The 24476-nt window shown below is 69.1% G+C and carries 26 protein-coding genes and 1 tRNA gene; 20 read left to right on the top strand and 7 right to left on the bottom strand.

What is annotated here, in order from left to right:
• Positions 1-170 precede the first annotated feature (170 nt).
• From radA to ACP7A3_RS02005, 5 genes are all read left to right on the top strand, one after another.
• Positions 171-1544 carry a DNA repair protein RadA gene (gene radA / locus ACP7A3_RS02025; protein WP_426254781.1) on the top strand — a complete coding sequence of 458 codons (1374 nt, stop codon included), beginning with the start codon at positions 171-173 and terminating at the stop codon, positions 1542-1544.
• Between the two features lie 371 nt (positions 1545-1915).
• Positions 1916-2491, top strand: coding sequence for a CvpA family protein (locus ACP7A3_RS02020; RefSeq protein ID WP_331361055.1), 576 nt, complete (start codon positions 1916-1918; stop codon positions 2489-2491).
• Positions 2488-2925, top strand: a complete 438-nt coding sequence (locus ACP7A3_RS02015) for an iron-sulfur cluster assembly scaffold protein (RefSeq protein ID WP_426254780.1) — start codon at positions 2488-2490, stop codon at positions 2923-2925. The genes ACP7A3_RS02020 and ACP7A3_RS02015 overlap by 4 nt, the downstream gene beginning before the upstream one ends.
• On the top strand, positions 2918-4684 hold the full coding sequence (locus ACP7A3_RS02010; protein WP_017978654.1) for a cation:proton antiporter: 1767 nt from the start codon (positions 2918-2920) through the stop codon (positions 4682-4684). Before ACP7A3_RS02015 ends, ACP7A3_RS02010 begins: the two co-directional genes overlap by 8 nt.
• Positions 4681-5010 (top strand): DUF423 domain-containing protein, encoded by a 330-nt coding sequence (locus tag ACP7A3_RS02005; protein ID WP_295562512.1) that lies wholly within the window; start codon positions 4681-4683, stop codon positions 5008-5010. The genes ACP7A3_RS02010 and ACP7A3_RS02005 overlap by 4 nt, the downstream gene beginning before the upstream one ends.
• A 49-nt stretch (positions 5011-5059) precedes the next feature.
• Here the strand turns inward: ACP7A3_RS02005 and ACP7A3_RS02000 are convergent, their stop codons facing one another.
• From ACP7A3_RS02000 to ACP7A3_RS01985, 4 genes are all read right to left on the bottom strand, one after another.
• Positions 5060-6820, bottom strand: a complete 1761-nt coding sequence (locus ACP7A3_RS02000; protein ID WP_426254779.1) for an aspartyl protease family protein — start codon at positions 6818-6820, stop codon at positions 5060-5062.
• 247 nt (positions 6821-7067) lie between these two features.
• On the bottom strand, positions 7068-7208 hold the full coding sequence (locus ACP7A3_RS01995; RefSeq protein ID WP_426254778.1) for a DUF2256 domain-containing protein: 141 nt from the start codon (positions 7206-7208) through the stop codon (positions 7068-7070).
• Positions 7208-8311 carry a 3-dehydroquinate synthase gene (aroB, locus tag ACP7A3_RS01990; protein WP_426254777.1) on the bottom strand — a complete coding sequence of 368 codons (1104 nt, stop codon included), beginning with the start codon at positions 8309-8311 and terminating at the stop codon, positions 7208-7210. The genes ACP7A3_RS01995 and aroB overlap by 1 nt, the downstream gene beginning before the upstream one ends.
• On the bottom strand, positions 8308-8877 hold the full coding sequence (locus ACP7A3_RS01985) for a shikimate kinase (RefSeq protein ID WP_426254776.1): 570 nt from the start codon (positions 8875-8877) through the stop codon (positions 8308-8310). Before ACP7A3_RS01985 ends, aroB begins: the two co-directional genes overlap by 4 nt.
• Positions 8878-8951: 74 nt before the next feature.
• Here ACP7A3_RS01985 and ACP7A3_RS01980 point away from each other — a divergent pair, with 74 nt between their 5' ends.
• The 4 genes from ACP7A3_RS01980 (at position 8952) to ACP7A3_RS01965 (ending at position 12827) form a co-directional block, all read left to right on the top strand.
• Positions 8952-9086 carry a hypothetical protein gene (locus ACP7A3_RS01980; RefSeq protein ID WP_018250826.1) on the top strand — a complete coding sequence of 45 codons (135 nt, stop codon included), beginning with the start codon at positions 8952-8954 and terminating at the stop codon, positions 9084-9086.
• Between the two features lie 238 nt (positions 9087-9324).
• Entirely contained in the window at positions 9325-10926 is a 1602-nt protein-coding gene (locus ACP7A3_RS01975) for a hypothetical protein (RefSeq protein ID WP_426254954.1), read from the top strand.
• Positions 10927-10937: 11 nt separating this feature from the next.
• Positions 10938-11846 carry a tyrosine recombinase gene (locus ACP7A3_RS01970; RefSeq protein ID WP_426254775.1) on the top strand — a complete coding sequence of 303 codons (909 nt, stop codon included), beginning with the start codon at positions 10938-10940 and terminating at the stop codon, positions 11844-11846.
• 33 nt (positions 11847-11879) lie between these two features.
• A complete protein-coding gene (locus tag ACP7A3_RS01965) occupies positions 11880-12827 on the top strand; it encodes an acetyl-CoA carboxylase carboxyltransferase subunit alpha (protein ID WP_063688953.1) in 948 nt (315 codons plus the stop codon).
• A 118-nt stretch (positions 12828-12945) separates the two neighbouring features.
• Here ACP7A3_RS01965 and ACP7A3_RS01960 read toward each other — a convergent pair whose 3' ends face one another.
• On the bottom strand, positions 12946-13113 hold the full coding sequence (locus ACP7A3_RS01960; RefSeq protein WP_018250824.1) for a Flp family type IVb pilin: 168 nt from the start codon (positions 13111-13113) through the stop codon (positions 12946-12948).
• Between the two features lie 142 nt (positions 13114-13255).
• Positions 13256-13456: a Flp family type IVb pilin gene (locus ACP7A3_RS01955; protein ID WP_017978665.1), complete on the bottom strand. Its 201-nt coding sequence runs from the start codon at positions 13454-13456 to the stop codon at positions 13256-13258.
• A 31-nt stretch (positions 13457-13487) separates the two neighbouring features.
• On the opposite strand from ACP7A3_RS01955, the gene ACP7A3_RS01950 reads away from it, so the two are divergent.
• On the top strand, positions 13488-13946 hold the full coding sequence (locus ACP7A3_RS01950) for a (deoxy)nucleoside triphosphate pyrophosphohydrolase (RefSeq protein ID WP_426254774.1): 459 nt from the start codon (positions 13488-13490) through the stop codon (positions 13944-13946).
• Between the two features lie 42 nt (positions 13947-13988).
• Positions 13989-14062: transfer RNA gene (locus ACP7A3_RS01945), tRNA-Cys, on the top strand.
• A gap of 30 nt (positions 14063-14092) precedes the next feature.
• Here the strand turns inward: ACP7A3_RS01945 and ACP7A3_RS01940 are convergent.
• Positions 14093-14437, bottom strand: a complete 345-nt coding sequence (locus ACP7A3_RS01940) for a hypothetical protein (RefSeq protein WP_426254773.1) — start codon at positions 14435-14437, stop codon at positions 14093-14095.
• Between the two features lie 157 nt (positions 14438-14594).
• On the opposite strand from ACP7A3_RS01940, the gene ACP7A3_RS01935 reads away from it, so the two are divergent.
• The 9 genes from ACP7A3_RS01935 to ACP7A3_RS01895 all read left to right on the top strand — a co-directional run bounded on the left by ACP7A3_RS01935 (position 14595) and on the right by ACP7A3_RS01895 (position 24436).
• The gene (locus tag ACP7A3_RS01935; RefSeq protein WP_426254772.1) at positions 14595-15275 is read left to right on the top strand and encodes a protein-L-isoaspartate O-methyltransferase family protein; all 681 of its coding nucleotides are present in this window, start codon (positions 14595-14597) and stop codon (positions 15273-15275) included.
• Positions 15276-15292: 17 nt separating this feature from the next.
• Entirely contained in the window at positions 15293-16816 is a 1524-nt protein-coding gene (locus ACP7A3_RS01930) for a TolC family outer membrane protein (RefSeq protein WP_294211324.1), read from the top strand.
• Between the two features lie 46 nt (positions 16817-16862).
• Entirely contained in the window at positions 16863-17495 is a 633-nt protein-coding gene (locus tag ACP7A3_RS01925) for a DUF2497 domain-containing protein (protein ID WP_426254771.1), read from the top strand.
• A 93-nt stretch (positions 17496-17588) separates the two neighbouring features.
• Positions 17589-19025: an AMP nucleosidase gene (locus tag ACP7A3_RS01920; RefSeq protein ID WP_017978671.1), complete on the top strand. Its 1437-nt coding sequence runs from the start codon at positions 17589-17591 to the stop codon at positions 19023-19025.
• 88 nt (positions 19026-19113) lie between these two features.
• A complete protein-coding gene (locus ACP7A3_RS01915) occupies positions 19114-19668 on the top strand; it encodes a hypothetical protein (RefSeq protein WP_426254770.1) in 555 nt (184 codons plus the stop codon).
• 119 nt (positions 19669-19787) lie between these two features.
• On the top strand, positions 19788-22139 hold the full coding sequence (locus tag ACP7A3_RS01910; protein ID WP_426254769.1) for a PAS-domain containing protein: 2352 nt from the start codon (positions 19788-19790) through the stop codon (positions 22137-22139).
• A gap of 136 nt (positions 22140-22275) precedes the next feature.
• Positions 22276-22722: a tRNA (adenosine(37)-N6)-threonylcarbamoyltransferase complex ATPase subunit type 1 TsaE gene (gene tsaE, locus ACP7A3_RS01905; protein WP_426254768.1), complete on the top strand. Its 447-nt coding sequence runs from the start codon at positions 22276-22278 to the stop codon at positions 22720-22722.
• Entirely contained in the window at positions 22719-23684 is a 966-nt protein-coding gene (locus tag ACP7A3_RS01900) for an aminoglycoside phosphotransferase family protein (protein ID WP_198526623.1), read from the top strand. The genes tsaE and ACP7A3_RS01900 overlap by 4 nt, the downstream gene beginning before the upstream one ends.
• Positions 23681-24436 carry a nucleotidyltransferase family protein gene (locus ACP7A3_RS01895; RefSeq protein WP_017978676.1) on the top strand — a complete coding sequence of 252 codons (756 nt, stop codon included), beginning with the start codon at positions 23681-23683 and terminating at the stop codon, positions 24434-24436. Before ACP7A3_RS01900 ends, ACP7A3_RS01895 begins: the two co-directional genes overlap by 4 nt.
• Positions 24437-24476: the final 40 nt, after the last annotated feature.

Below are 24476 nucleotides of genomic sequence, written 5' to 3'. Positions count from 1 at the left end.
CCCGGACTTGTTCCGGGGTCCACTCGTCCGCACGGGGGAGTCCCGAGCCTCCAGCCGTCCCCCTGCCGCCCGGTGGACCCCGGAACAAGTCCGGGGTGACGGGGGATTAGGGGCTACCGATAGCCCGAAATCTGTTCCCTTATCGTTCTCGTTCCGCTACATCCGTGGCCATGGCGAAACCGCAGAAACGATATGTGTGCCAGGCGTGCGGATCGGTTTCGCATCGCTGGGCGGGGCAGTGCGGCGATTGCGCCGAATGGAACACGCTGGTCGAAGAGGCGGGCGCGGTCGTTACGCCGTTCCAGGCCAAGCATAATCTGCACACCGGCGGGCGGACGGTGCAGCTGGTCGGGCTGGATGCCGAGATCGCGCTGCCCGAACGGATGGCGACGGGAATCGCCGAGCTGGACCGGGCGCTGGGCGGCGGCTTCGTCGAAGGCTCGGCAACGCTGATCGGTGGCGACCCGGGGATCGGCAAGTCGACGCTGCTGCTACAGGCGGCGGCGAAGTTCGCGCTCGCCGGGCGGTCGGTCGCCTATGTGTCGGGCGAGGAAGCGGCGGATCAGGTGCGGCTGCGTGCGCGGCGGCTAGGGCTGGGAAGCGCGCCGGTGCAGCTCGCCGCGGCGACCTCGGTGCGCGATATCCTGACGACGCTGTCGATCGGCGCGCCGCCGGCGCTGCTGGTGATCGATTCGATCCAGACGATGCACAGCGACCTGATCGAGGGCGCGCCGGGCACGGTGAGCCAGGTGCGCGCCTCGGCGCAGGAGCTGATCCGCTTCGCCAAGGAACGCGGGACCGCGCTGGTGCTGGTCGGCCACGTCACCAAGGACGGGTCGATCGCGGGCCCGCGCGTTCTGGAGCACATGGTCGACACGGTGCTGGCGTTCGAGGGCGAGCGCAGCCACCAATATCGCATCCTGCGGTCGATCAAGAACCGCTTCGGCGGGACGGACGAGATCGGCGTCTTTTCGATGCAGAGCGAGGGGTTGGCCGAGGTCGCCAATCCGTCGGCGCTGTTCCTGACGCAGCGTGACGAGGGAGTGAGCGGGACGACCGTCTTCCCGGCGCTGGAGGGGACGCGACCGGTGCTGGTCGAGATCCAGGCGCTGGTGGTGCGCCTCGCCAGCGGCGCGACGCCGCGGCGTGCGGTGGTCGGCTGGGACAGCGGGCGGCTGGCTATGATCCTGGCGGTGCTGGAGGCGCGGTGTGGGCTGAGCTTTGCGACGGCGGAAGTCTATCTCAACATCGCGGGCGGCTATCGCGTGCAGGACCCTGCGGCGGACATGGCGGTCGCGGCGGCGCTGGTGTCGGCGCTGTCGGAGCGGCCGGTGCCGGTCGATGCGGTGGCGTTCGGCGAGGTCGCGCTGTCGGGCGAGTTGCGCCCGGTGGCGCATGGCGCGCTGCGGCTGAAGGAGGCGGGCAAGCTCGGCTTCGAACGCGCGATGGTGCCGATCGCGCTGGCCAAGGACGACAGCGCGTTGCGGCTGACGGGGTTCCGGACGCTGGGGCAGTTCGTGGACTATATGCTAGGGCGGGGGTGAGGGGCTTCGGCGGGTTCGCAGGGAGAGACGGGGCCGTTGCCTGGCCCCGCCCGTGGCTCGCTTTTGCCGTCGTCCCGTCACCGCCGTCATTCCCGCGAAGGCGGGAATCCATAACCTCTGACGTTGCGATTCTTTCGCCAACGGGAGCGCGTCTGGATTCCCGCCTGCGCGGGAATGACGGCGGTGGGTGGGGAAGGCGGCGCGGCAAACGCGGGGTGCCAGATGCGGGTCATAGCGATTCAGTAGGGGCAGCGATCAAACGTCAGGGACGGCGCTAGCGGCGTAGCGGCGTCACGTTCTCCGCCACGTATCGCAGTTCGTCCGATGCAGGACTAGCCGCGGGCGTTCCGCGTCCTTATTCCCGGGGGTCTATGGGTCTTACCGCACTCGATATCATCGTCCTGCTGCTCGTCGGGGGCGCGGCGCTGCTCGGCGCGCGGCGGGGGTTCGTCGCGGAGGTGTTGTCGATGTTCGCCTGGGTGGCGATCGTCGCGATGCTGAAGCTGTTCCACGTCGCGCTCGCGGCCAAGCTGGCGGGGACGGTCGGCACGCCGTCGGGCGCGGCGGTGGCGGCGTTCGCGATCATCGCGGGCGGCACCTATCTGGGCGGCAAGCTGGTTGCCAATGCGATCGGCAAGCGGACACGCACGTCGATCCTGGGGCCGGTCGACCGCGCGCTGGGATTCGGCTTCGGCGCGCTGAAGGGGCTGATCCTCGCGAGCCTCGCCTTCCTGCTCGCGGCGTTGCTGGTCGATACCGCGCGTGGCGGGCCGGCGCGGCGGCCGGACTGGATGACCCAGTCGAAATGCTACAATCTGCTCAACGCGACGAGCGCGGGGATCGCCGATTTCGTCGATCGTCGCCGTCGCGGGCTGCCCGTGTTCGGATCGCGCGCGATGCTGGATCGCGAGGCGGGCCAGACCGACAATGGAAGTGACGCGCGATGAACGCCCCCTTGTACAATGCCGAAATCCTGCGGCTGGCGGCGTCGATCCCGCACCATGAGCGGCTGGCGCATGCGCAGGCGACCGTGGAAAAGCGATCGCCGATCTGTGGCAGCCGGGTGACGGTGGACGTGGGGCTGAGCGATGACGGCCGAGTGGCGGAGGTCGGGCTGCTGGTACGCGCCTGCGCGCTGGGCCAGGCATCGTCGTCGTTGCTGGCGGCGGACATCGTCGGCAAGACGCCCGAGGAGCTGGCCGCGGCGCGCGATGCGCTGACCGCGTGGCTGGCGCGGGAGGGGGATGCGCCCGACTGGCCAGGGATCGACGTGTTCACGCCCGCGCTCGATTATACCGCACGGCACCCCTCGATCCGGCTGGCATTCGAGGCGGCGGCGGAGGCCGCGTTTGCGGCACGCGCGGAGACGGCCGATGCATGAGGCGGCAGAGGGCGTGTCGATGCTGCGCGACGGGATGATCCTGCTGGGCTTCGGCCTGGGGTTCGTGCTGCTGTTCCGCCGGATCGGCCTGGGTGCGACGCTGGGCTTCCTGGTCGCGGGCGCGGTCGTCGGGCCGCATGTGCTGGGCCTGGTCGGCGATGCCGAATCGAAGATGGGGATCGCCGAACTCGGCATTACGCTGCTGCTGTTCGTCGTGGGGCTGGAGCTGAACCCGTCGCGGCTGTGGCGGATGAAGCAGGAGATTTTTGGGCTGGGGCTGTTGCAGGTCGTCGCCTGCGGTCTTGCCGTCACCGGCGTGATCTGGGCGTTCGCGCATTTCTCCGTCCCCGCATCATTGGCACTCGGCCTGCCGCTGGCTCTGTCGTCGACGGCGCAGGTGCTGCCGATGCTGCAATCGTCGGGCCGCCTGCGCACGCCGTTCGGCGAGCGGGCGTTTTCGATCCTGCTGTTCCAGGACCTGTCGATCGTGCCGCTGATCACGATCGTCGCGGCGATGAGCCGCAACCCCGCCGACGCGGGCGGGCCGCCGGGGTGGCTGCTGGCGCTTTACACGGTCGGGGCGGTCGTTGGGCTGATCCTGGCGGGTCGGTTCCTGCTGCGGCCGCTGTTCCGCCTGATCGGCAATCTGGGCGAGCGCGAGATGTTCGTGTTCGCGGCGCTGTTCACCGTCATCGCCAGCGCCGCGCTGATGGAGGCGCTGGGCCTGTCCACCGCGCTGGGCGCGTTCATCGCGGGCGTGATGCTGGCGGACAGCCCGTACCGGCACGAGTTGGAGGCGGATGTCGAGCCGTTCCGGTCGATCCTGCTCGGCCTGTTCTTCCTGGCGGTGGGCATGATGCTCGACCTACAGGCGATCGCCGAGCGGCCGCTGTTCGTCGCGGCGATGGCTGCGGCGCTGATCGTCACCAAGACGGCGGTCATCACCGGGATCGGCATGGCGTTCAAGATGACGTGGCGCAGCGCGCTGGCGCTGGGGCTGCTGCTGAGCCAGGGCGGCGAGTTCGGCTTCGTGCTGTTCGCGCAGGCGCAGTCGGGCTTCCTGATCGCGCCCGAGGCGGCGAGCCTGTTCGGTGCGATCATCACGCTGTCGATGGCGACGACGCCGTTCCTGATGGCGGCGACCAAGCGGTTCCGCGAGGAGCCGATCGCCAAGGACGAACCGCGCGACGGTCCGACGGCGGACGGCGCCAATGCGATCATCGTCGGCTATGGGCGCTTCGGCCAAACGGTGGGGCAGATGCTGCTGGCGCAGGATATTCCCGTCACGCTGATCGACACCGATATCGAGATGATCGACATCGCCGGCGAGTTCGGCGCCAAGGTCTATTACGGCGACGGCACGCGGATCGACTTGTTGCGACAGGCAGGCGCGGCAGAAGCCGAGTTGATCCTGTTCTGCATGGACGGCGACCAGATCGATGCGGAGATGCTGGAGGGCATCCACGAAGCCTTCCCGAAAGCGGCGATCTACGTCCGCGCATTCGACCGGCGGGCGCTGGTGCGGCTGAAGAAGAGTTCGGCGGTGTACGTCGTGCGCGAGGTGCTGGAATCGGCGATCAAGATGGCGCGGGTCGCGATGCGCGACCTGGGCATCGGGCAGGCGGATATCGATCGGGCGGAGGACATGTACCGCAGCCGCGACAAAGAACGGCTGCGCATCCAGATCGAGGCGGGCGACCTGCGCGCGGCGCGGGCGCTGGTCGCCGAACAGCAACCCTGGGGGAATGACCCACGATGATCCTTGGCCTGCTTGCCGCGCTGTCGGGCGCGATCGCCGTCGCTGCCGGCGCGTTCGGGGCGCATGGCGCGAGCGGCCCGGCGGTCGAGTGGTTGAAGACCGGGGGGCAATATCAGCTGATCCATGCGGTGGCGGCGCTGGTCGCGCTGCGGTTCGAGGCGCGCGGGCCGGCGTGGCTGTTCGTTGCCGGGTCGGCGATCTTTGCAGGCACGCTGTACCTAATGGCACTCGGGGCGCCGCGCTGGCTGGGGGCGGTGACGCCGATTGGCGGCACGCTGCTGATTATCGGGTGGTTGTGGTTCGCCTGGAGTTTGCGGGGGGCTTAGGGAGGCCGTCATTGCTTCGCTACACTCGCGATGACGGTGGAGGCGGGTTTCAGACGAACCCGTAGCGTTTCGCTCGTGCGGCGATCGTCTTGCTCAAACCCTGCGCCGTGGCGATGTCGCGATCGCCGTCGGCGGTGCGGCCGAGATGGCGTTCCGCGAGGCCGCGGCCGTACAGCGCCCAGACCAGTTTGGGATTGATCGCCAGCGCCGCGGTGAAGTCCGCCACCGCGTCGGCATAGGCACCCTGGCGGAAGGCGACGAGGCCGCGGCCGTCGAGATAATTCGCGTCCGTGGGCACGGCGCGCACCGCGGCGGCGCAGTCGGCCTTCGCCGCATCGATATCCTTGTTCGGCAACAGGCGCGCCCAGCAGCGGCCATTCTGCGCTTCGGGCCGGCGGGCGTCCTCGCGATGGCTGGCGAGCCACAGGTCGTATTGGCCGATCGCCGCGTCGAAGGCGTCGGATTCGAGGTAGAGCTGCCCCATCCAAAGCCGCTGATTGTCCTCCTTGGGCAGGCGGCCGGCGGCATCGTCGAGGTCGCTGATCGCGCCGGCGTCGTTACGCGCACGCATTCTGAGTTCGGCGCGCAGCAAGCGGGCACGGACATCGGTTGGATCGAGCGCGAGCGTCGTGCCGAGATCGTCCATCGCCAGCACGGGGCGGCGATCGGCGATATAGGCGAGCGCGCGCTGGCGAACGTAGCGCGCTTCCTTGGGCGCGAGCGTGACGGCGTGGCTGAAGGCGTCGATCGCGCCCGACAGGTCATGCTGCGTCTGGAGCATCGCACCGCGCTGGCTATAGCCCTCTGCCGTCGTCGGCGCGGCGGCGTCGACGCCGCCGACCGCGGCGATCTCGCTGGCCGCATCGATGTGCGATTTCGTGTCGAACAGCCGGCCGCCGGTGTAGGTGAAATAGATGCGGTGCTGCACGTTCGACACATACAGCCGGTGCGAGACGAACCAGTCGGCGCCGAGCAGCATGTCGTTGTCGAACGACGGGCCGAGATCCGCGAAATGCAGGCGGATGTTGTGCAATTCCTCGTTGCCGATCTTCAGCAGCGCGAAATGGCCGATCCACCCTTGCGTGACGTGGCGGCCGATGCCGGTTTCCCAGCCCGAAGCCTCGACGCCCGGATCGCCGGGGTGGACGCCCGCGCGCGCGGCGGCCTTGAGCGTCAGCACGGTCTGCGCGGCGCCGGTGTCGAAGACGGTCCGGAGCTTCGCGCCGTTCAATTCGGTGGTGCCGACGGTGTGCGATAGGGCGTTCTGGCGCGCTTCGATGGGGATTTCGAAGAACGGCTTGCCTTGCGTCCAATAGGCCATGGCGAGCTTGCCGCAGCCCTGCGCGCGGAACAGGCGGACGGCGCCGCCGGGCAGATCGTATTCGACATCGCCGATGCTGAGGACGTTCTGGCCGAGCAGGCCGGTCTGGCCGACGTCGGTGCCGCCGACGAGGAACTGGACCTGCGGAATATCCGCACCGGCGAGGCCGAAGTGGCGGACGGTCGTGAGATCGACGTTCGATTCGCCGCCGATCCCCTTCATGCGCAGGCCGACGGGTGCAGGCTGCAGATGGAGGCCGAACGCCTTGGCGACGGGTGCGGGCATCATGCTGTACGAGGCGCCGCTATCGAGGATGAAGGGGGCGGGCTTGCCGTCGATCGTGGTCTGCACGATCGGGCGCCAGCCCTGCATGGTGATCGGCAGATTGGCGAGGATGCCCGCCTTGCAGGTGGCGGCCTGGGCGGGGGCGACAGCGGTGGCGGCGAGCAGGGTGGCGGCGATCGCAGATGCCGTGATGTGCCGCGCCATGTGCCGTTCCCCCCATATGTGTGTTGGGGGAGGGTAGAGGGGGAAGCTGACAAGTGGCTTACGGGTGGGGGGTGTGAGGTGGCGGTTGTCCCACACGTTCCGTCACCCCGGACTGGTTCCGGGGTCCACTCTGCGGCGAGGGGGGTGGTTCGAGCCTCTTGCCGTCCCCTGGGGGCCCGGTGGACCCCGGAACGAGTCCGGGGTGACGGTGAGAGTGGTGCGGATGGTGGGACGACCCGCGGCCGCGTTACCGCTTCTTGCGGCAGGCGTCAGAGCAATAGATGACGTTGTCCCAGTCGCGCGCCCATTTCTTGCGCCACGTGAAGGGGCGGTTGCAGGCGGGGCAGACCTTGGTCGGCAGGTCGCGCTTGGCGGTGCCGTTGGGCATCAGCGCGGCTGCCGGTCTAGGAACGCCTCGACGTCGGCTAAATCGACAGTCTTGTCGAGGTAGGTCTGGCCGATGCCGCGAGCGAGCAGGAAGGGCAGGGTGCCGGCCGCCATCTTCTTGTCGTGGCGCATATGGTCGACCAGGCGCGCGCCGCTGGCGGCGATGCCGGCGGCGGCGAGGCCATCGGGCAGGCCGACGGCGCGCATGTGCGCGGCGACGCGGGCGGCGTCGTCGGGCGGGCACAGGCCGTGCGCGGCGGAATAGGCGAAGGCGAGCGCGCAGCCGGCGGCGACGCCCTCGCCATGGATCAGGCTGCCGTCGAAGCCAGCTTCCGCTTCCAGCGCATGGCCGAAGGTGTGACCGAGGTTGAGCAGCGCGCGCGTGCCGTTGTTTTCATGCTCGTCAGCGGCGACGATGCGCGCCTTGGCGGCGACGGCATGCGCGATGGCATAGTGGCGCGCGGCGGGGTCGCCGGCGAGCAAAGCGGCGCCATTGGCTTCGCACCAGGCGAAGAAGGCAGGATCGTCGATCAGGCCGTATTTGACGACCTCCGCATAGCCGGCGCGGACTTCGCGCAAGGGCAGCGTGTCGAGGACGGTCGGGTCGATCAGCACCAACGCGGGCTGGTGGAAGGCACCGATGAGGTTCTTGCCGGCGGCGGTGTTGATCGCGGTCTTGCCGCCGACCGAACTGTCGACCTGCGCGAGCAACGTGGTGGGCACCTGCACGAAATTGCAGCCGCGCTTCAGGATGGCACAGGCGAAGCCGACGAGGTCGCCGATCACGCCGCCACCGATCGCGATCACATGGTCGCCGCGCTCGACACCGAGGCCGAGCAGCCGATCGCACAGCGCGCTGAGGGGCGGCCAGCTCTTGGTGCCCTCACCCGGCGGCAGGACGATCGTCTCGCTGGCGACACCGGCCGCGGCGAGACTGTCGCGCACGGTGTCGGCATGGGGCAGGACGTGATCGTCGGTGACGATCGCCATGGTGCGGCCGCGGGCGAGCGGGGCCAGATGTTCTGCGGCGCGGGCGAGCAGGCCGTCCTCGATCAATATGGGGTAGCTGCGGTCGCCCAATTCGACCGTGATGCGCGCGCTCATGCCGCCTGCCCCGGCTGACGGATCGCCTTCAGGATCGCATTGACCGTGGTTTCGTGCGGCGACTTGTTGCTGGTGATGTGGATATGCGCCTCGGCATAGATCGGGTTGCGGATCGCGGCGAGCTCGGCCAGCACCGCGCGCGGGTTCTTGCCGCGCAGCAGAGGGCGGGTGTCGCGCCGGCCGACGCGCTCGGCGAGCACGTCCGGGTTGGCGTGCAGCCAGATGGCGGTCGACGATTCGAGGATCAGCGCGCGCGTATCGGGATTGATGAAGGCGCCGCCGCCGGTCGCGATCACCTTTGGCGTGCCGTCGATCAGCCGCGCGATGACGCGGCGTTCGCCATCGCGGAAATAGGCCTCGCCGAAGCGTTCGAAGATCTCGGCGACGGTCATGCCCGCCGCCTCCTCGATCGCGTGGTCGGCGTCGACGAAGGGCAGGCGCAGGCGGGCGGCCAGGCGGCGCCCCACGGTCGACTTGCCGACCCCCATCAACCCGACGAGCACGATCGCGCGTGGCGGTTTCGCGGGGGCATGATCTTCGGACGGGGGAACAGCGCTTTGCAACATCGGTCTCGGCGCTATACAGCGGGTCAGGACGGGGCAACAGCTCCGGTTTGCGTTTACGTGTTGCAAGGTACGGTATGTCCCGCTTCGTCCTTTCCGTCATCGTCGTTCTCGTGGTGATCGTCGGTGGCCTGTTCCTGCTCGCCGGTCGGGCCTCCGAACGGCCGCAGACCCATGTCGAGAAGGCCGTGACGCTTGCCAACCTCAGCTAGGACGCGCGTCCGCCTGCTGGCCCGGGGTGCCGCGCTGACCGCGATCGCGATCGCGGCGGTGCCGGCGTTCACCTCCGCCATCGGGCAGGAGCGTCCCGAATCGATCCTGCCGCCGGGCTTTGGCGAGCCGGCGTCGCAGCCGGCCGCGCGGCCGACACCGGCGCGCACGGGTGCGTCCGCCGTGCCTGCCCCGGCCGCGAGCGGTACACCGGCGTCCGGCCAGGCGGCCGGCGCGGGTATGGTGCAGCCCTTGCCCAGCGATACGCCGACGCCCGTCGCCAGCGCGACGCCCACGCCGGTGGCGACGATCGATCCGTCGGTGCTGGCGCAATATGAGATGCCGGCCTTTGCCCGGCGGTCGCTCGACCGTGTCGGCCCGGCGGGCGTGCGCGAGGGCGGGCTGGAGGCGAATGCCTTTGCCGGTGCGGACGGGCGCTTTGCCGAGGCGTTGATGCGGCGGGTGGCCGCACCGCTGCCGTCGCGCTGGCTGTCGATCCTGCTGCGGCGGACGCTGGCGGCGCAGCTCGACACGCCCGAGAATGTCGATGGCGCGGACTTTGCCGCCGAGCGTGCGTGGCTGTTGCTGCGGATGGGCGAATCGGTCGCGGCGCGAGCCGTGGCGCAGAGCGTCGACAATGCGAACTACACGCCGAAACTGTATCAGGTCGCGATGAATACCGCGCTCGCGACGGGTGATCCGGGCGAGCTGTGCGGGATCGCCGATGCGGGCCTGGCCGCGACGCACGAGCGCGGCTGGACGATGGCGCAGGCGATGTGCGCGGCGCTTGCCGCCGAGCCCGGCCGCGCCAAGACGCTGCTCACTGCGGCGAAGCGGCGCAACGTCGCGAGCGGCATCGACTATCAGCTGGCACAGAAGGTGGTCGGCGCTGGTCCCGATGGCGGGCAGGCGGTGACGATCGAATGGGCGGGCGTCGACGTACTGACCGCGTGGCGCTTCGGCCTCGCGATTGCGACCGGCGTGACCGTGCCCGATACGCTGTTCGCGACCACCGGGCAGCAGGCGCGCTATTGGTATGCGCTGTCGCCGAGCGTGCCGCTGGGCGATCGTGTGCCCTATGCCGAGGCGGCGGCGGGACAGGGCGTGCTGTCGTCGGCGGCGTTGGTCGATCTGTATGGCGCGGTGGATGCCGCGAACGATATGCCGAGCGGTGCCGCGGCGGCGGCGAACGATCTGCGTGCCGCCTATGTCGGCAATGACGTGGATACGCGGTTGGCCGCGATGCGGCGGCTTTGGGGTGGCGACGATAAGGGCGCCGAGCCGTCCTATGCGCGATTGGTGCTGACCGCGCGCGCGGCGGGGCGCTTGCCGGCGCGGCTGGGCGTCGCGGATGCACGCTACCTCGTTGCGTCGATGCTGACCGCGGGGCTCGATCGCACCGCGACGCGCTGGCGCCCGGCGGTGGAAGAAGGCGGCGACGCCTGGGCGATGATCGCGCTCGCCGATCCGGATATGACGGGGCAATTGACCTATCGTCAGCTGTCCTCCTACGTCGGGCGCGGCGATGCGGCGCTGAAGCAGCGCTTGTTCTTCGCGGGCGTCGCCGGCCTGGGGCGGCTGTCCGCCGACGATATCGAGCGGGCGGCCAAGGCGCTGGACGTGCGGATCGGGGCCGAGAACACGTGGACGCGGGCGATCGACCGTGCGGCGGCCGACGGGCAGCAGGGCATGGTCGTGGTGCTCGCCGCGATCGGCATGCAGACGCCGCGCTGGGACGGCGTGCCGCCTGCGATGCTCTACCGCATCGTCGGTGCGCTGCGCGCCGTCGGGCTGGAGGGCGAGGCGCGGATGATCGCGGCCGAGGCGCTGGCGCGGGCCTGATCGCCGGGATCATGGCCACCGACCGCGCGCTGATCGAGCGGTTCCTCGAGATGCTGGCCGCCGAAGCCGGGGCCGCGGCGAACACGATCGCGGCCTATCGCAGCGACCTGTCGCTGGCGTCCGAGGTGTTGGGCGGCGGGCTGGTGCAGGCGGATGCGGCGGCGTTGCAGCGGCTGGCGGAGGCATGGCGCGCGCTGGCGAAGAGCAGCGTGGCGCGCAAATCGGCGGCGTTGCGGCGTTTCTATGCCTTTCTGGTCGACGAGGGGCATCGCGCGGACGATCCGGGGGCGGCGTTGCCTCGGCCGGGGACGGCGCGGCCGCTGCCCAAGGTGCTGAGCGTGCACGACGTCGATGCGTTGTTCGGGGTGATCGGCGATCGGCTGGCTGCGGCGATGCCGACGCGTGCCGACCTCCGGCTCGCGGCGTTGATCGAGCTGCTCTACGGATTGGGGCTGCGCGCGACCGAGCTGGTCAGCCTGCCGCGCAATGCCATCCACCCCGACCGGCCGTTCCTCATCCTGAAGGGCAAGGGCGGTCGCGAGCGGCTGGTCCCGATATCCGACCGCGCCCGCGCCGCGGTGGCGGCGTGGCGGGTGCATGTCGCGCCGGATCGCGCGTGGCTGTTTCCGTCGGGCAAGGGGCATCTGACGCGGGTGCGCCTGTATCAGCTGGTGAAGGCGCTGGCGGCGGACGCGGGCATTCCGCCCGAACGGGTCAGCCCCCACGTGCTGCGCCATGCCTTTGCGACGCATCTGCTGGCCGGTGGTGCGGATTTGCGCGCGTTGCAGGCGATGCTGGGCCATGCCGATATCGCGACGACCGAAATCTACACGCATGTCGACGCCAGCCGCCTCGTCGCGCTGGTCAACACGCGTCATCCGCTGGCGGACCCCGAACGACGCGACAGCGGCACGCGTTGACGCGACGGGCTGTGGCCCGTAACCGGCGGCACTATGGCGAGCTTCCTCGAATTTGAAAAACCGATTGCCGAACTGCAGGGCCGGATCGACGAACTGCGGGCGACCGCGGCGGATGGCACCGTGGACATCGCTGCCGATCTCGTGCGGCTGCAGGGCAAGTCGGACAAGCTGCTGCGCGACACGTTCGCAAAGCTGACCCCGTGGCAGAAGACGCAGGTCGCCCGGCATCCCGAGCGCCCGCATTTCAAGGATTATGTCGCCGGGCTGTTCGACGAGTTCGTGCCTCTGGCCGGCGACCGGGCCTTTGCCGACGACCAGGCGATCATGGGCGGCTTCGCGACGTTCCGCGGCACGAAGGTGATGGTGATCGGCCACGAAAAGGGCTCCGACACCGCCACCCGCCTGCGCCACAATTTCGGCATGGGCAAACCTGAAGGCTATCGCAAGGCGATCCGGCTGGTCGAGATGGCCGACCGGTTCGGCCTGCCGGTGGTGACGTTGGTCGACACAATGGGCGCCTTCCCCGGCATCGAGGCGGAAGAGCGCGGCCAGGCCGAGGCGATCGCGCGCTCGACCGAGGCGTGCCTGGCCGCAGGCGTTCCCGTGGTCGCTGCGATCGTCGGCGAGGGCGGATCGGGCGGCGCGATCGCGCTGGCGGCGGGCAATCGCGTGTTGATGTTCGAACATGCCATCTATTCGGTGATCAGCCCCGAAGGCTGCGCGTCGATCCTGTGGCGCACTGCGGACAAGGCGGCGGAGGCGGCCGAGGCGATGCGTGTGACGGCGCAGGACCTCAAGACCTTCGGCGTGATTGACACGATCGTGCCCGAGCCGCTGGGCGGCGCGCATCGCGATCCCGCCGAGGCGATCCGCCTGCTGGGCGATGCTCTGCGCGATGCGCTGGCCTCACTGTCGGGTCGCGATGCCGCGACGCTGCGGCGCGAGCGGCGCGAGAAGTTCCTGGCGATGGGGCGGCTGTAAGACACAGCCAACTCCCGGTGCGGGGCGGTCGCTTCCGCCTCGCGTACTTTGCAAAAGCAAAAAGGGCGGCGAACCCGTGAGGTCCGCCGCCCTGTTTCGTTCGATCGAACGGTAGCGCTTAGGTGGCGCTCATGTTCGACGAGACGTTGTTGAAGGTCGTGGTCAGCTTGGTGCCCAGCCCCTTCATCGCAGCAATGGCGGCGACGGCGATCAGTGCGGCGATCAGGCCGTACTCGATGGCGGTGGCGCCCTTGCTGTTCTTGATGAACTTACGAATCGCTAGCATTCCGGTCTCCATGTTCGAACTTCAGTCACCCGGCTGAACCGGAAGTCCGGAGCAGCGGGGACGGGTGTACGGGGGTGAGGTTGCCAAAGGTTTAAGACGAGCGGCTAAGGTATTGCTCAAAACGGCGGATTTCTGCGGCTGGTTAGCCAGCCTTGCTGACCTGGTCGGACACGTTGGTCCACATATTGACCGTGACGCCCGCGACCCCGCGTAGCGCGACGATCATGACCAGCACGACGAGCGCGAGAATCAGTCCGTATTCGACCGCCGTCGCGCCGCGCGCGTTGCGCAGGGCCGGAGCGAGCCGCCGGACGAGACGACGAAGGTACGCACGCGCTGTCATGGCGTCGGCGATAGGGGAAAGCGCTTAAGAAATGGTCGACAGGTGTAACGATATCGCCGGCGAGGCCGTCACCCTGTTGCCGGTCGTGGCGGCGGCGATGCTGGATGGTGAGGGACGCGTGCTGCTGCAGCGGCGCCCGCCGGGCAAGCAGATGGCGGATCTATGGGAATTTCCCGGCGGCAAGATCGATCCGGGCGAATGGCCGGAGGCGGCGCTGGTGCGCGAACTGGCCGAGGAGCTCGGCATCGTCGTCGATCAGGAGGGCTGCGTTCCGCTGACGTTCGCCAGCGCGCCGCTGGGCGGGCGGCATTTGCTGCTGCTGCTATACGTGATTCGCGACTGGCAGGGTGATCCGCAGGCGCTGGAGGCGACCGAGCTGGCGTGGGTGACGCCTGCGGCGATGCGGGATTTGCCGATGCCGCCCGCCGACGTTCCGCTGGTGGCGATGCTGGAGCGCTGGTTGACCGGAAACGATGCAATCGGCGGTTGACGCCACGGGGAAAACCGATCATCAGCCGCCCTCCCGCATCGAGGCGCGATGGCGGAGTGGTGACGCAGAGGACTGCAAATCCTTGCACCCGGGTTCGATTCCCGGTCGCGCCTCCAGATGCCGGGACCAGATGTCAGGACGGGGCCTCAGTCCTCGTCCGGCATCTTCACGCGCGCGGCGTCGCGCGCCAGCAGCATCGGGCGCAGACGGATGCCCAGGCAGATCACCGTCGGCCAGAACAGGGTGTTGGCGATATCCGACGTCGTGTCGGCCCAGCGCCACGACCCGAAATTCAGCCGGTCCATGATCTCGTTGAACGCCTCCGCCGCGGCGACGAACGACCAGGGGACGAAGCTGCCCAGCGATCGCCGTGTGACGATGCGCGCGACCATCAGCACCGCCATGCCGGCATGGATGTGCAGGATGGTGTCGGGCAGGCCGGTGCCGTCGCCGATCCAGTCGATGAATTTGTGATAGAGTTCCGGGATCATGGCGCGCCCATACGGCCTTGCGGCCGTGCTGACCATCCGCGGACGATTGCGCCCTCCACACGCATCCGCCGCTTGGCGCGACGGATTGCGCGCGATACAAGCCGGACTGTCACGAAGTGTATTGCGCAGCTAATACGGTTGTGCGAGAGGGGTCATCATGAACGTCAGCATCGATAACGGTCTGGGTAACGCGGCGGCATCGGAGGCGATGCGCCATGCGATGGTTGCCAGCCAGTTGCGGACCAATGCGGTGAACGATCAGCGCGTGCTGGTCGCGATGAACACGCTGCCGCGCGAGGCCTTCGTGCCCGCCGAGGCGCGCGCCATCGCCTATCGCGATACGGCGCTGCCGGTCGCCGGCGGCCGGGCGATCAACCTGCCGATGGTCACCGGCCGGCTGCTGACCGAAGCCTATCTGCAAAAGGGCGACCGCGTGCTGCTGATCGGCGCCGCGGGTGGCTATACCGCCGCGATCCTGGCGCAGATCGTCGCCGAGGTGGTGGCGGTCGAAGAGGATGCAGGCCTTGCCGGGCTGGCGAAGGACGCGCTGGCGGGCACGCCGAACGTCACGCTGATCGAAGGCGCGCTGGCCCAGGGCCATGCCTCGGGTGCGCCGTATGACGTGCTGATCGTCGACGGTGCGGTGGAGCATCTGCCCGACGCGCTGGTCAATCAGGTCGCGACCGGCGGCCGCGTCGTCACCGGCATCGTCGATCGCGGCGTTACGCGGCTGGCGACGGGTCGCAAGACCGATGGCGGGTTCGGCCTGTCGCCGTTCCTCGATTGCGATTGCGTGGTGCTGCCGGGCTTTGCAAAGCCTAAGGCATTTACATTCTAGAATAAGTTAGTGGGGGGATGATGCGAGGATTGCTGCTGGGGAGCGTGGCGCTGGTCGGACTGGCGATGTCGGCGATGCCGGCGGAGGCAGAGACACTGCGCGATGCGCTCGCCAAGGCCTATGCGTCGAACCCCACGTTGACCGGCCAGCGCGCCGCACAGCGCGCGACGGACGAGAATGTGCCGATCGCACGGGCGAGCGGGCTGCCGGGCGTCGCCGCCACCGGCTCCGTCACCGACAACATCCTGCAGGCGAACAACAACTTCCTCAATCCCGAGCGCAGCGGCAACGGCGCGCTCAACCTGTCCGTGCCGCTCTTCCAGGGCGGCGCGGTGAAGAATGCGGTGCGCGCGGCGGAAACGCGTGTCGATGCGGGGCGGGCGACGTTGCGCGGCGTGGAGGCGTCGACCTTCACCAACGTCGTCGCGGCGTACATGAACGTCATCCGCGACGAGGCGATCACCTCGCTCAACCAGCAGAATGTCCGCGTGCTGGAGGTGAACCTGCAGGCGAGCAAGGATCGCTTCCAGGTCGGCGACCTGACCCGCACCGACGTCGCCCAGTCCGAGGCGCGACTGGCGCTGGCGCGGGCGCAATTGCAGCAGGCCGAGGCGCAGCTGATCTCCAGCCGCGAGAATTATGTCGCGGTGGTGGGCACTCCGCCGGTCGCGCTGGAGCAGCCGCCGGCGCTGCCGAAGCTGCCCGCATCGCCCAACGAGGCGGTGAGTGAGGCGCTGAACCTCAACCCCAATCTGATCGCCGCGCGGCGTCAGGCCGATGCGACGCGCTACGACATCAACGTCGCGCGCGCGAACCGCCTGCCCAAGCTGTCGGCGGTGACGGGCGGGACCTATTTCACCTATCTGGGTTCGCTGCCCCCGGCATCGGTGGCGCAGGGCGTGCCCAATTCCGGCACCGCCGCGACCGCCGGGCTGCAATTCTCGTTACCGATCTTCCAGGGCGGGCGTCCCGCCGCACAGGTGCGGCAGGCGGAGGCGCAGCGCAGTCAGGCGCTGGAGGCGGTGACCGCGACCGAGCGCAATGTGATCGCGCAGGCGCGATCGGCCTATGCGGTGTGGCAATCCTCGCAGCAAGTGATCGCCTCGTCCGAAACCGCGGTCAACGCCAACAAGCTGAGCCTGGAGGGCGTGCGCGCCGAGAATAGCGTCGGCACGCGCACCGTGCTCGAAATCCTGAACGCCGAGCAGGAACTGCTCAACAGCCAGGTGACGCTGGTGAGTGCGCGGCGCGATGCCTATGTCGCCGGCTTCGCATTGCTGGCGGCGATGGGCCATGCCGAGGCGCGCGATCTGGGACTGGAGGGCGGCGCGCTGTACGACCCGGTGCTCAACTACAAGCGCGTGCGCAACCGGATCAACGACTTCGCGGGCGATGGCGAGCCGGAACCGGTCGCCACGTCCACCGCGCAGACGCCCGCGCAGACCGCCACCGTCGCGCGGAACTTCGACCCGATGCTCGATACGCCGGTTGACAGAAGCCCGGCGTTAACCACAGGTGCGTCCTCGCCGAACCGCCAGTAACGGCGGTAAGAACTCGGGGCAGGGACACAAGAGGGCAATGGGGGACATGAGCGCCGAACCGTCGATGGAAGAGATCCTTTCGTCGATCAAACGGATCATCGCCGAAGAGGGCGAGGGGACGCAGGCGCGTGCCCGCCGGGCGCGTGCCGCACCGCAGCCGATCGAGCCGGAACCCGAAGAGGTGCTGGAGCTGAGCGATCCGATGCCGCAGTCGCGGATGGAGCCGGCGCGGGTGGAACAGCCGCGTGTGGAGCGCGAGATGGCGCGCGTCGCTGCGCCGCAGCCGGTCGCCCAGCCGGCGCCCCAGCCCGTCGCGCCGCCCCAGCCTGTCGCGCAGCCCGCGCCCCAGCCTGTCACGCAACCCGCGCCCCACCATTACGCACCGGAGCCCGAACCTGCGCCGCAGCCGGCGCAACCTCCGCGGCCCGCGCCCGTTGAGCCTGCAATGTCGGACGAACCCATTTTGTCCCAGCGCGCCGCCGCGGCGAGCCTGGGGTCGCTCGAAACGCTGAGCAAGCTGCTGGTCAAGCCCGAGCCGGAGAGCGACGGTACGCTGGAGGGGCTGGTCCGCGAGATGCTGCGCCCGATGCTGCGCAGCTGGCTCGACACGCATCTGCCCGAGATGGTCGAGACGATGGTCGCGCGTGAGATCGCCAAGATTACCGCACAGATGCGCTGAGGTCGGCGGCGGGGCAGGGCGTGGCGGCCTGCCGCACATCTCGCGTGTCCCGCCTGACTTGCCACCGTCACGGGCTTTGCGTAGCCATCGGGGATGACCAAAGCTTCCCAGATCGTTTCCGAACTCGACCGCCTCTACCGCGCTTCCGTCGACCGCCTGCAAGCGGCCCTCAACACCTATCTGACCGATGGCACGCCGCCGTCGCCGCAAAGCCGCCTCGACGGCTCGTTCGCCTATCCCGTCATCCGCCTGCGCTATGCCGCGACGAGCGACCGGCCTGCGCCGCCGCGATCATTCGGACGGCTGGTGTCGCCCGGCGACTATACGATCAGCGTCACCAAGCCCGCACTCTTCGCGGATTATCTGACCGAGCAGCTGACGCTGCTGATCGAGGATTATGACGTCGAGGTCGAGGCGGTGCCGGGGCGGCAGGAAATCCCGTTCCCCTATGTGCTCGATCCGGGTCATGCGCTGAGCCTCGACACCGTGTCCGCGACCGAGCTGGCGCGGCATTTCCCGGCGACCGAACTTGCGCATATCGGCGACGAGATCGCGGACGGCCTGTGGATTGCCGAAGGCGGCAGCCGTCCGCTGGCGCTGTTCGATGCGTTGCGCACCGATTTCAGCCTCGCGCGCCTGCGTCACTATATGGGGACGCCATCGGAGCATACGCAGCGGTTCGTATTGTTTACGAACTATCACCGCTATGTCGATGAATTCGTTCGCTGGGGTGCGTCTCAGCTGGGTGAGGGTTCGCGCTTCACGGCGCTGTCGGGCGCCGGCAATATCGTGATCGACAAGCCCGGCGACGTCGACAAGCTGGTCAACGACAGCGCGTGGCGGCGGCATCAGATGCCGGCTTATCACCTGATGGCGGACGATCGGACCGGCATCACGCTGGTCAACATCGGCGTTGGACCGTCGAATGCGAAGACGATTTGCGACCACCTCGCGGTGATGCGGCCCGAAGCGTGGCTGATGATCGGCCATTGCGGCGGCCTGCGCCCCAGCCAGCGGATCGGCGACTATGTGCTCGCTCACGCCTATCTGCGCGACGATCATGTGCTCGACGACGTGCTGCCGCCTGAAATTCCGGTGCCGGCGATCGCCGAAGTGCAGCAGGCGCTGGCCAAGGCGTCCGAGATCATTTCCGGCCAGTCGGGCGAGGAATTGAAGCGGCGCCTGCGGACGGGCACGATCGTCACCACCGACGATCGCAATTGGGAATTGCGCTATTCGGCGTCGGCGCTGCGCTTCTCGCTCAGTCGTGCGGTCGGCATCGATATGGAATCGGCGACGATCGCGGCGCAGGGCTATCGCTTCCGCGTGCCGTACGGGACGTTGCTGTGCGTGTCCGACAAGCCGCTGCATGGCGAGCTGAAGCTGCCCGGCCAGGCCAATCGCTTCTACGAACGGGCGATCAGCGAGCATATGCGGATCGGCATCGAGGCGTGCGAGCAGTTGCGGCTGGAGGGCGATCGCCTGCACAGTCGCAAGCTGCGCGCGTTCGATGAACCGCCCTTCCGCTAAGCTATTGAAATAACGTCGACGTGCGGCGGGCCGGGAAACGATCCGCCGCACGTGCGTTACGCCTCCGAATCAATCAGGGAGCCGTATCGTGGCCGACGACACCGACACGCCCAAGACCGACACCCCCGCCGCCACGCCACGCCGCCGCGCGCCGCGCAAGGCGAGCACGACGCGCACCACCGCTGCGAAGACCGGCACGACGAAGCCGCGCGCGCCGCGGAAGGCCCCGGCGCCATCGACTGTCGAGAAGGTCGAGACTGCGATCAGCGATGCGGCCACCAAGACGACGCGTCGCGCCCGCACGGCGGTGACCAAGGCGGAGGGCGCCGTCGCGTCGGCCGCCAAGGCGGTCAAGCCGCGGTCGACCAAGCGCGCCGCGCCGCGCCCGGCGACCAAGAAGCCCGCGACGAAGACGACGGGCAAAAGCGGCGATCTGCTCGGCGGTAAATGGGGCGTCGCCGCCGTCGGTGCCGGTGTCGCGGCCGTGGGCGCCGCCGCGGCCGCCGCGTTGCTGACGCTGCGAGGCAGCACGCCGAAGGACAAGGACGCGGGCCGCAAGGCGCACGCGCCGGACGGCGAGGACGCCTCCGCCTCGTTCCAGGCCGGCATCGCCGACGAGAATACGATCCCCGAAAAGGTGTGATGCGCGCCGCGTGGTCTCGATGGGATCGCGCGGCGGATCAATGACATTGCCGCTGCCCCGTTTTCCGTTCTACACGTCGGACGCCACGCCCGCCGGAGCGGCGTGATGAGGGGTGAGCGTTGATCCAGCTTTCGGTGATGACGGCGGTCGTTTGCGGCGCGGTGCTCGCGCTGCTCGTCGGCGGTGCGGGCTACGCGCTGTTCGTCGGCCGGCGGCTGGCGGCGGAGGCCGACGACGCGAGCGCGCGGGTCCGCGAGGGCGAGGCGCTGCGGAGCGTCTCACCCGCGCTGCCCATGCTGGTGCGCGCGGATGGCCGGGTCGAAATGCCGCCGCGGTTGGTCGATTGGCTGGGTCTCGCCGTCGCGCCCCGCTTCCTGCAGGATCTGTCGGCCGATGGCGCGGGCCTGCCCGCTGACGAGGCGACGGCGCTGGCGAATGAGGTGAAGGCGGCGCAGCGATCCGGGCGGGCATTCGTCCGGGCGCTCCACCCGCAGGGGTCGGGACGAGCGATCACCGTGCGGGGCAGCCGCGCGCCGGGCGAATTGGGCGCGACGGGCGCGGTCGTGCTGTGGACGATGGACGCGACCGACAGCGAGAGCGAGATCGGCCGGTTGCAGACTGAGGTCGATGACCTGTCGACCGCGTTCGACGCGCTGTCCGGGCTGATCGAGGCGGCCCCGCTACCGATGTGGTATCGCGGGTCGGACCTGCGGCTTGCCATGGTCAACAGCGCCTATGTCCGCGCCGTCGAGGGTGCCGATGCCGCCGATGTGATCGCGCGCGAGCTGGAACTGGTCGAGGGTTCGGGCCGGGGCGGTCCGCGCGCGGGCGCGCAGGCGGCGCGGATCAACGGCAAGCCGCAGCGCGAAATCCTGCCCGCCACGATCGATGGCGAGCGCCGCAGCCTGGAAGTGCATGACGTGCCGCTGCCGACGGGCGGTGTCGCGAGCTTCGCGGTCGACGTCGAGGATCTGGAGCAGTCGCGTGCCGGAGCCAAGCGCTTCGCCGAGGCGCAGCGCGCGATGCTCGACCGCCTGTCGGCCGGCGTTGCGCAATTCGGTGCGGACCGCGGCCTCGTCTTCTGCAATCAGCCGTTTCGCCGCATGTTTGCGATGCGCACCGAATGGCTGTCCGACCGGCCGGAATTCGACCGCGTGCTGGAGCGGATGCGCGAGGCGAACCGGTTGCCTGAAGTGCGCGACTTCCCGTCGTGGAAGGCGGAGCGGCGCGCGTGGTTCGTACCCGGCGAGGATGCGGCGGAGGAAAATTGGCATCTGCCTGGGGGCACGCATCTGCGGGTGGTCGCGCAGCCGTTGCCCGATGGCGGCTTGCTGGTCATTTTCGAGGATCGGACCGAGCAGGTGCAGCTCGCCTCCGCGCGTGACACGCTGCTGCGGGTGCGGACCGCGACGTTCGACAATCTGTTCGAGGCGCTGGCGGTGTTCGCCGGCGACGGCAAGCTGCAATTGTGGAACAACCGGATGCGCGCGGTATGGGGGTTCGAGGAGGAATTCCTCGCCGGCCATCCGCGCGTCGATACCTTTGCCGAGGCTGCGGCGCCCAAGCTCGCGACGCCCAATCGCGCCGCGCTGATCCCCGAACTGGTGCGATCGGCGACGGTCGAGCGGCAGCAGCGTGGTGGCCGCGTCGCCTTCGCCGACGGGCGGCATTTCGAATTTGCCGCCGTTCCACTGCCCGACGGCAATGCGTTGCTGACAATGCTCGACATCACCGACAGCCGTCGCGCCGAACAGGCGCTGCGCGAGCGCGCCAATGCGCTGGAGGCCGCGGACCGGGTGAAGACGCAGTTCGTCGCCAATATGAGCTACGAATTGCGTACGCCGCTGACCTCGATCAGCGGGTTCGCCGAGATGCTGCACGGCGGCTATGCGGGGAAGCTCAGCAAGGATGCGGACACCTATGTCGAGGCGATCCTGCAATCGGTCGAGCGGCTGGGGCTGCTGATCGACGACGTGCTCGACCTGACGCAGGGGGGCGACGATGCCGAGATCGAGCGGGTCGACGTCGATCTGGCAGTGGTCGCGCGAGCTGCGGCGGACACGATCATGCCGGCGGCGAAGCGGCGCAAGCTCGACTTCGCGGTCGAGGTCGCGCGCTCGGCGGGGCGGGTGACGGGTGACCCCAAGCGGTTGAAGGAAGTGATCGAGCATCTGTTGCGCCACGCCGTCGCGGCGACGCCGGAGGGAGGGCGGATCCTGCTGCACGCCGATGGCAGCGCGACGGGGGCGCGGATCGTCGTATCGGACGACGGCTTCGGCATGGATGCGGAAAGCGTCGCCAAGGCGTTCGACCGGTTTGGCGAGCCCGGCATGCAGCCGACCGGCGAACGCGCGCTGGGGCTGGGCCTGCCGCTCGCAAAGCAGTTCGTCGAGGCGCATGGCGGGCGGATCGACCTGGTGTCGCAGCCGGGCGAGGGGACGCTGGTGACGGTCGAGCTGCCGCGGCGGTGAGGGTGTATCGCGCACTCCGTCACCCCGGACTTGGTCCGGGGTCCACCCCGCGGCGAGGGGGGTGGCTTGAGGCGTGTGCCGTCCCCTTGCGGATCGGTGGACCCCGGACCAAGTCCGGGGTGACGGAGTGGGGGCGGTGACGTCGATCTTGCTCCCAGACGCGACGGCGACGGAGGCGTTCGGGGCGCGCCTTGCCGACCGCGTCCAGCCCGGCGACGTCATCGCGCTGAGCGGCGACCTCGGCATGGGGAAGACGAGCATCGCGCGCGGGTTGCTCGCCGCCCTCGGGCTGGCGGGCGAGGCGCCCAGCCCCAGTTTCGCGATCGTCCAGCCCTATGATCCGCCGGAGGTGCGACTGCCGGTCCTGCACGTGGACCTGTATCGGATCGAGGACCCGGACGAACTCGAGGAACTGGGTCTCGATGAGGCGCTGTCCGATGCGGTGCTGCTGGTCGAATGGCCGGAGCGGGCGCCGGGATACTGGCCGCATGCGTTGCGGCTGACCCTGGCGCCGGCACCGGACGGCGGACGAATCTTGACAGCCGACGTCCCGGCGTCATGGAAGCCGCGATGGCCGATATGACCCCGCCCGCCGGTGCGCCCGCCTTCCTCGCGATCCATGGCTGGTCGGGCACGATCAGCCCGGTGGCGGGGGATGCGTCGTTCCGCCGGTATTTCCGCGTAACCCAAGCGAATCGCACCGCAATCCTGATGGATGCGCCGCCGCCGCACGAGGACCCGCGGCCCTTTATCGCGATCGCGCAATGGCTGCGCGAACGCGGTTTTGCAGCGCCTGCGATCCATGCCGCGGACCTCGACCAGGGCCTCGTCCTGCTCGAGGATTTCGGCGATGCGCGGCTGCGCGAGGCGGCGGATGCCGACGCCGCGGCGGCGCTGCCGCTGTACGAGGCGGCGATCGACCTGCTCGTTGCGCTGCGCGGGCACGCCCCGGCGGAGATCGCGCCGTACGATCATGACGTGCTGCATCGCGAGGCGGCGCTGCTGCCCGAATGGTATGCCCCGGCGGTCGGGCTGGATGTCGACGTCGCGGGCTATCACGCGGCCTGGGATGCGGTGTTCGATCATGCGCTGACCGATGCGCCCGTCACGGTGCTGCGCGATTACCATGCCGAAAACCTGATGCTCGTCGGGTCGGCGAAGGGGCTCGGCCTGCTCGATTTTCAGGACGCATTGGCGGGCCACCCCGCCTATGATCTCGTATCGCTGTTGCAGGATGCGCGACGCGACGTCGATCCCGAGGTCGAGCGCGTGATGCTGGATCGCTATCGCGCGGCGACGGGCGTGGGCGAGAGTTTCATGGACGCCTATCATGTGCTCGGCGCGCAGCGGAATGCGAAGATCATCGGCATCTTTACGCGGCTGTGGCGCCGCGACGGCAAGCCGCGCTACGCCGCGCTGTGCCCGCGGGTGTGGAGCTATCTGGAGCGGGACCTGTCGCAGCCGGCACTGGCGCCGGTCGCGCGCTGGTTCGACGAGAACGTGCCGCCCGAATTGCGCGGCGATCCGAAGGTGCTGTCCGCATGACCCGTCAGCGTTCGCTCCGTCCCGACCCCGGCGGCGCGGTGCCGCACACCGCGATGGTGATGGCGGCCGGTATCGGCAAGCGCATGCGCCCGCTCACCGCGACGCGGCCCAAGCCGCTGGTCGAAGTAGCGGGCAAGCCGCTGATCGATCACGTCTTCGACCGACTGATCGACGCGGGCGTGGCGAAGGCGGTCGTCAACGTCCATTATCTGGCGGATACGCTGGAGGCGCATGTCACCAACCGGTTCGACGGGATCGAGGTGGCGATCAGCGACGAGCGCGCGCAGCTGATGGAGACGGGTGGCGGGCTGGTACAGGCCCGCGGCCAGCTGGGTGACGACCCGATCCTCGTCGTCAACAGCGACAATCTGTGGATCGACGGGCCGGTCGACGCGATCAAGCTGCTGAGCCATCGCTGGGACGATGCCACGATGGACGCGCTGCTGCTGGTCGTGCCCTATGCGCGCGCGCATAATCACAAGGGGCAGGGCGATTTCCGCGTCGCGGCAGATGGCCGTATCGTCGGACGGCGCAAGGCAGGGGCGACCGCGCCGTTCGTCTACACCGGCATCCAGATTTTGCACCCGCGCCTGATCCGCGACTGGCCGGAAGGGCCCTTCTCGACCAACCTGTTCTGGAGTCGCGCGATCGAACAGGGTCGGGCCTATGCGCAGGTCCATCAGGGCCTGTGGTTCGACGTCGGCACCCCCGCCGCGATCCCCAAGACGGAGGCGATCATCGCCAATGGCTGAGGCGCGTCCTGATGGCGGTGCCAGCCCGCTCCCCCTCCCG

Origin of the sequence: Sphingomonas sp. DC5200-1 (genome assembly GCF_049897245.1) — a bacterium.
GTDB classification, from domain to species: Bacteria; Pseudomonadota; Alphaproteobacteria; order Sphingomonadales; family Sphingomonadaceae; genus Sphingomonas; species Sphingomonas aquatilis.
The sequence above is the reverse complement of the archived record's forward strand: the minus strand, read 5'-3'. Positions and strand labels throughout refer to the sequence as shown.

Excerpts from the sequence above, each read along its gene's own strand:
- radA (WP_426254781.1), top strand. The coding sequence starts at position 171 with ATGGCGAAACCGCAGAAACGATATGTGTGCCAGGCGTGCGGATCGGTT.
- ACP7A3_RS02020 (WP_331361055.1), top strand. The coding sequence starts at position 1,916 with ATGGGTCTTACCGCACTCGATATCATCGTCCTGCTGCTCGTCGGGGGC.
- ACP7A3_RS02015 (WP_426254780.1), top strand. The coding sequence starts at position 2,488 with ATGAACGCCCCCTTGTACAATGCCGAAATCCTGCGGCTGGCGGCGTCG.
- ACP7A3_RS02010 (WP_017978654.1), top strand. The coding sequence starts at position 2,918 with ATGCATGAGGCGGCAGAGGGCGTGTCGATGCTGCGCGACGGGATGATC.
- ACP7A3_RS02005 (WP_295562512.1), top strand. The coding sequence starts at position 4,681 with ATGATCCTTGGCCTGCTTGCCGCGCTGTCGGGCGCGATCGCCGTCGCT.
- ACP7A3_RS02000 (WP_426254779.1), bottom strand. The coding sequence starts at position 6,820 with ATGGCGCGGCACATCACGGCATCTGCGATCGCCGCCACCCTGCTCGCC.
- ACP7A3_RS01995 (WP_426254778.1), bottom strand. The coding sequence starts at position 7,208 with ATGCCCAACGGCACCGCCAAGCGCGACCTGCCGACCAAGGTCTGCCCC.
- aroB (WP_426254777.1), bottom strand. The coding sequence starts at position 8,311 with ATGAGCGCGCGCATCACGGTCGAATTGGGCGACCGCAGCTACCCCATA.
- ACP7A3_RS01985 (WP_426254776.1), bottom strand. The coding sequence starts at position 8,877 with ATGTTGCAAAGCGCTGTTCCCCCGTCCGAAGATCATGCCCCCGCGAAA.
- ACP7A3_RS01980 (WP_018250826.1), top strand. The coding sequence starts at position 8,952 with ATGTCCCGCTTCGTCCTTTCCGTCATCGTCGTTCTCGTGGTGATCGTC.
- ACP7A3_RS01975 (WP_426254954.1), top strand. The coding sequence starts at position 9,325 with ATGGTGCAGCCCTTGCCCAGCGATACGCCGACGCCCGTCGCCAGCGCG.
- ACP7A3_RS01970 (WP_426254775.1), top strand. The coding sequence starts at position 10,938 with ATGGCCACCGACCGCGCGCTGATCGAGCGGTTCCTCGAGATGCTGGCC.
- ACP7A3_RS01965 (WP_063688953.1), top strand. The coding sequence starts at position 11,880 with ATGGCGAGCTTCCTCGAATTTGAAAAACCGATTGCCGAACTGCAGGGC.
- ACP7A3_RS01960 (WP_018250824.1), bottom strand. The coding sequence starts at position 13,113 with ATGCTAGCGATTCGTAAGTTCATCAAGAACAGCAAGGGCGCCACCGCC.
- ACP7A3_RS01955 (WP_017978665.1), bottom strand. The coding sequence starts at position 13,456 with ATGACAGCGCGTGCGTACCTTCGTCGTCTCGTCCGGCGGCTCGCTCCG.
- ACP7A3_RS01950 (WP_426254774.1), top strand. The coding sequence starts at position 13,488 with ATGGTCGACAGGTGTAACGATATCGCCGGCGAGGCCGTCACCCTGTTG.
- ACP7A3_RS01940 (WP_426254773.1), bottom strand. The coding sequence starts at position 14,437 with ATGATCCCGGAACTCTATCACAAATTCATCGACTGGATCGGCGACGGC.
- ACP7A3_RS01935 (WP_426254772.1), top strand. The coding sequence starts at position 14,595 with ATGAACGTCAGCATCGATAACGGTCTGGGTAACGCGGCGGCATCGGAG.
- ACP7A3_RS01930 (WP_294211324.1), top strand. The coding sequence starts at position 15,293 with ATGATGCGAGGATTGCTGCTGGGGAGCGTGGCGCTGGTCGGACTGGCG.
- ACP7A3_RS01925 (WP_426254771.1), top strand. The coding sequence starts at position 16,863 with ATGAGCGCCGAACCGTCGATGGAAGAGATCCTTTCGTCGATCAAACGG.
- ACP7A3_RS01920 (WP_017978671.1), top strand. The coding sequence starts at position 17,589 with ATGACCAAAGCTTCCCAGATCGTTTCCGAACTCGACCGCCTCTACCGC.
- ACP7A3_RS01900 (WP_198526623.1), top strand. The coding sequence starts at position 22,719 with ATGACCCCGCCCGCCGGTGCGCCCGCCTTCCTCGCGATCCATGGCTGG.
- ACP7A3_RS01895 (WP_017978676.1), top strand. The coding sequence starts at position 23,681 with ATGACCCGTCAGCGTTCGCTCCGTCCCGACCCCGGCGGCGCGGTGCCG.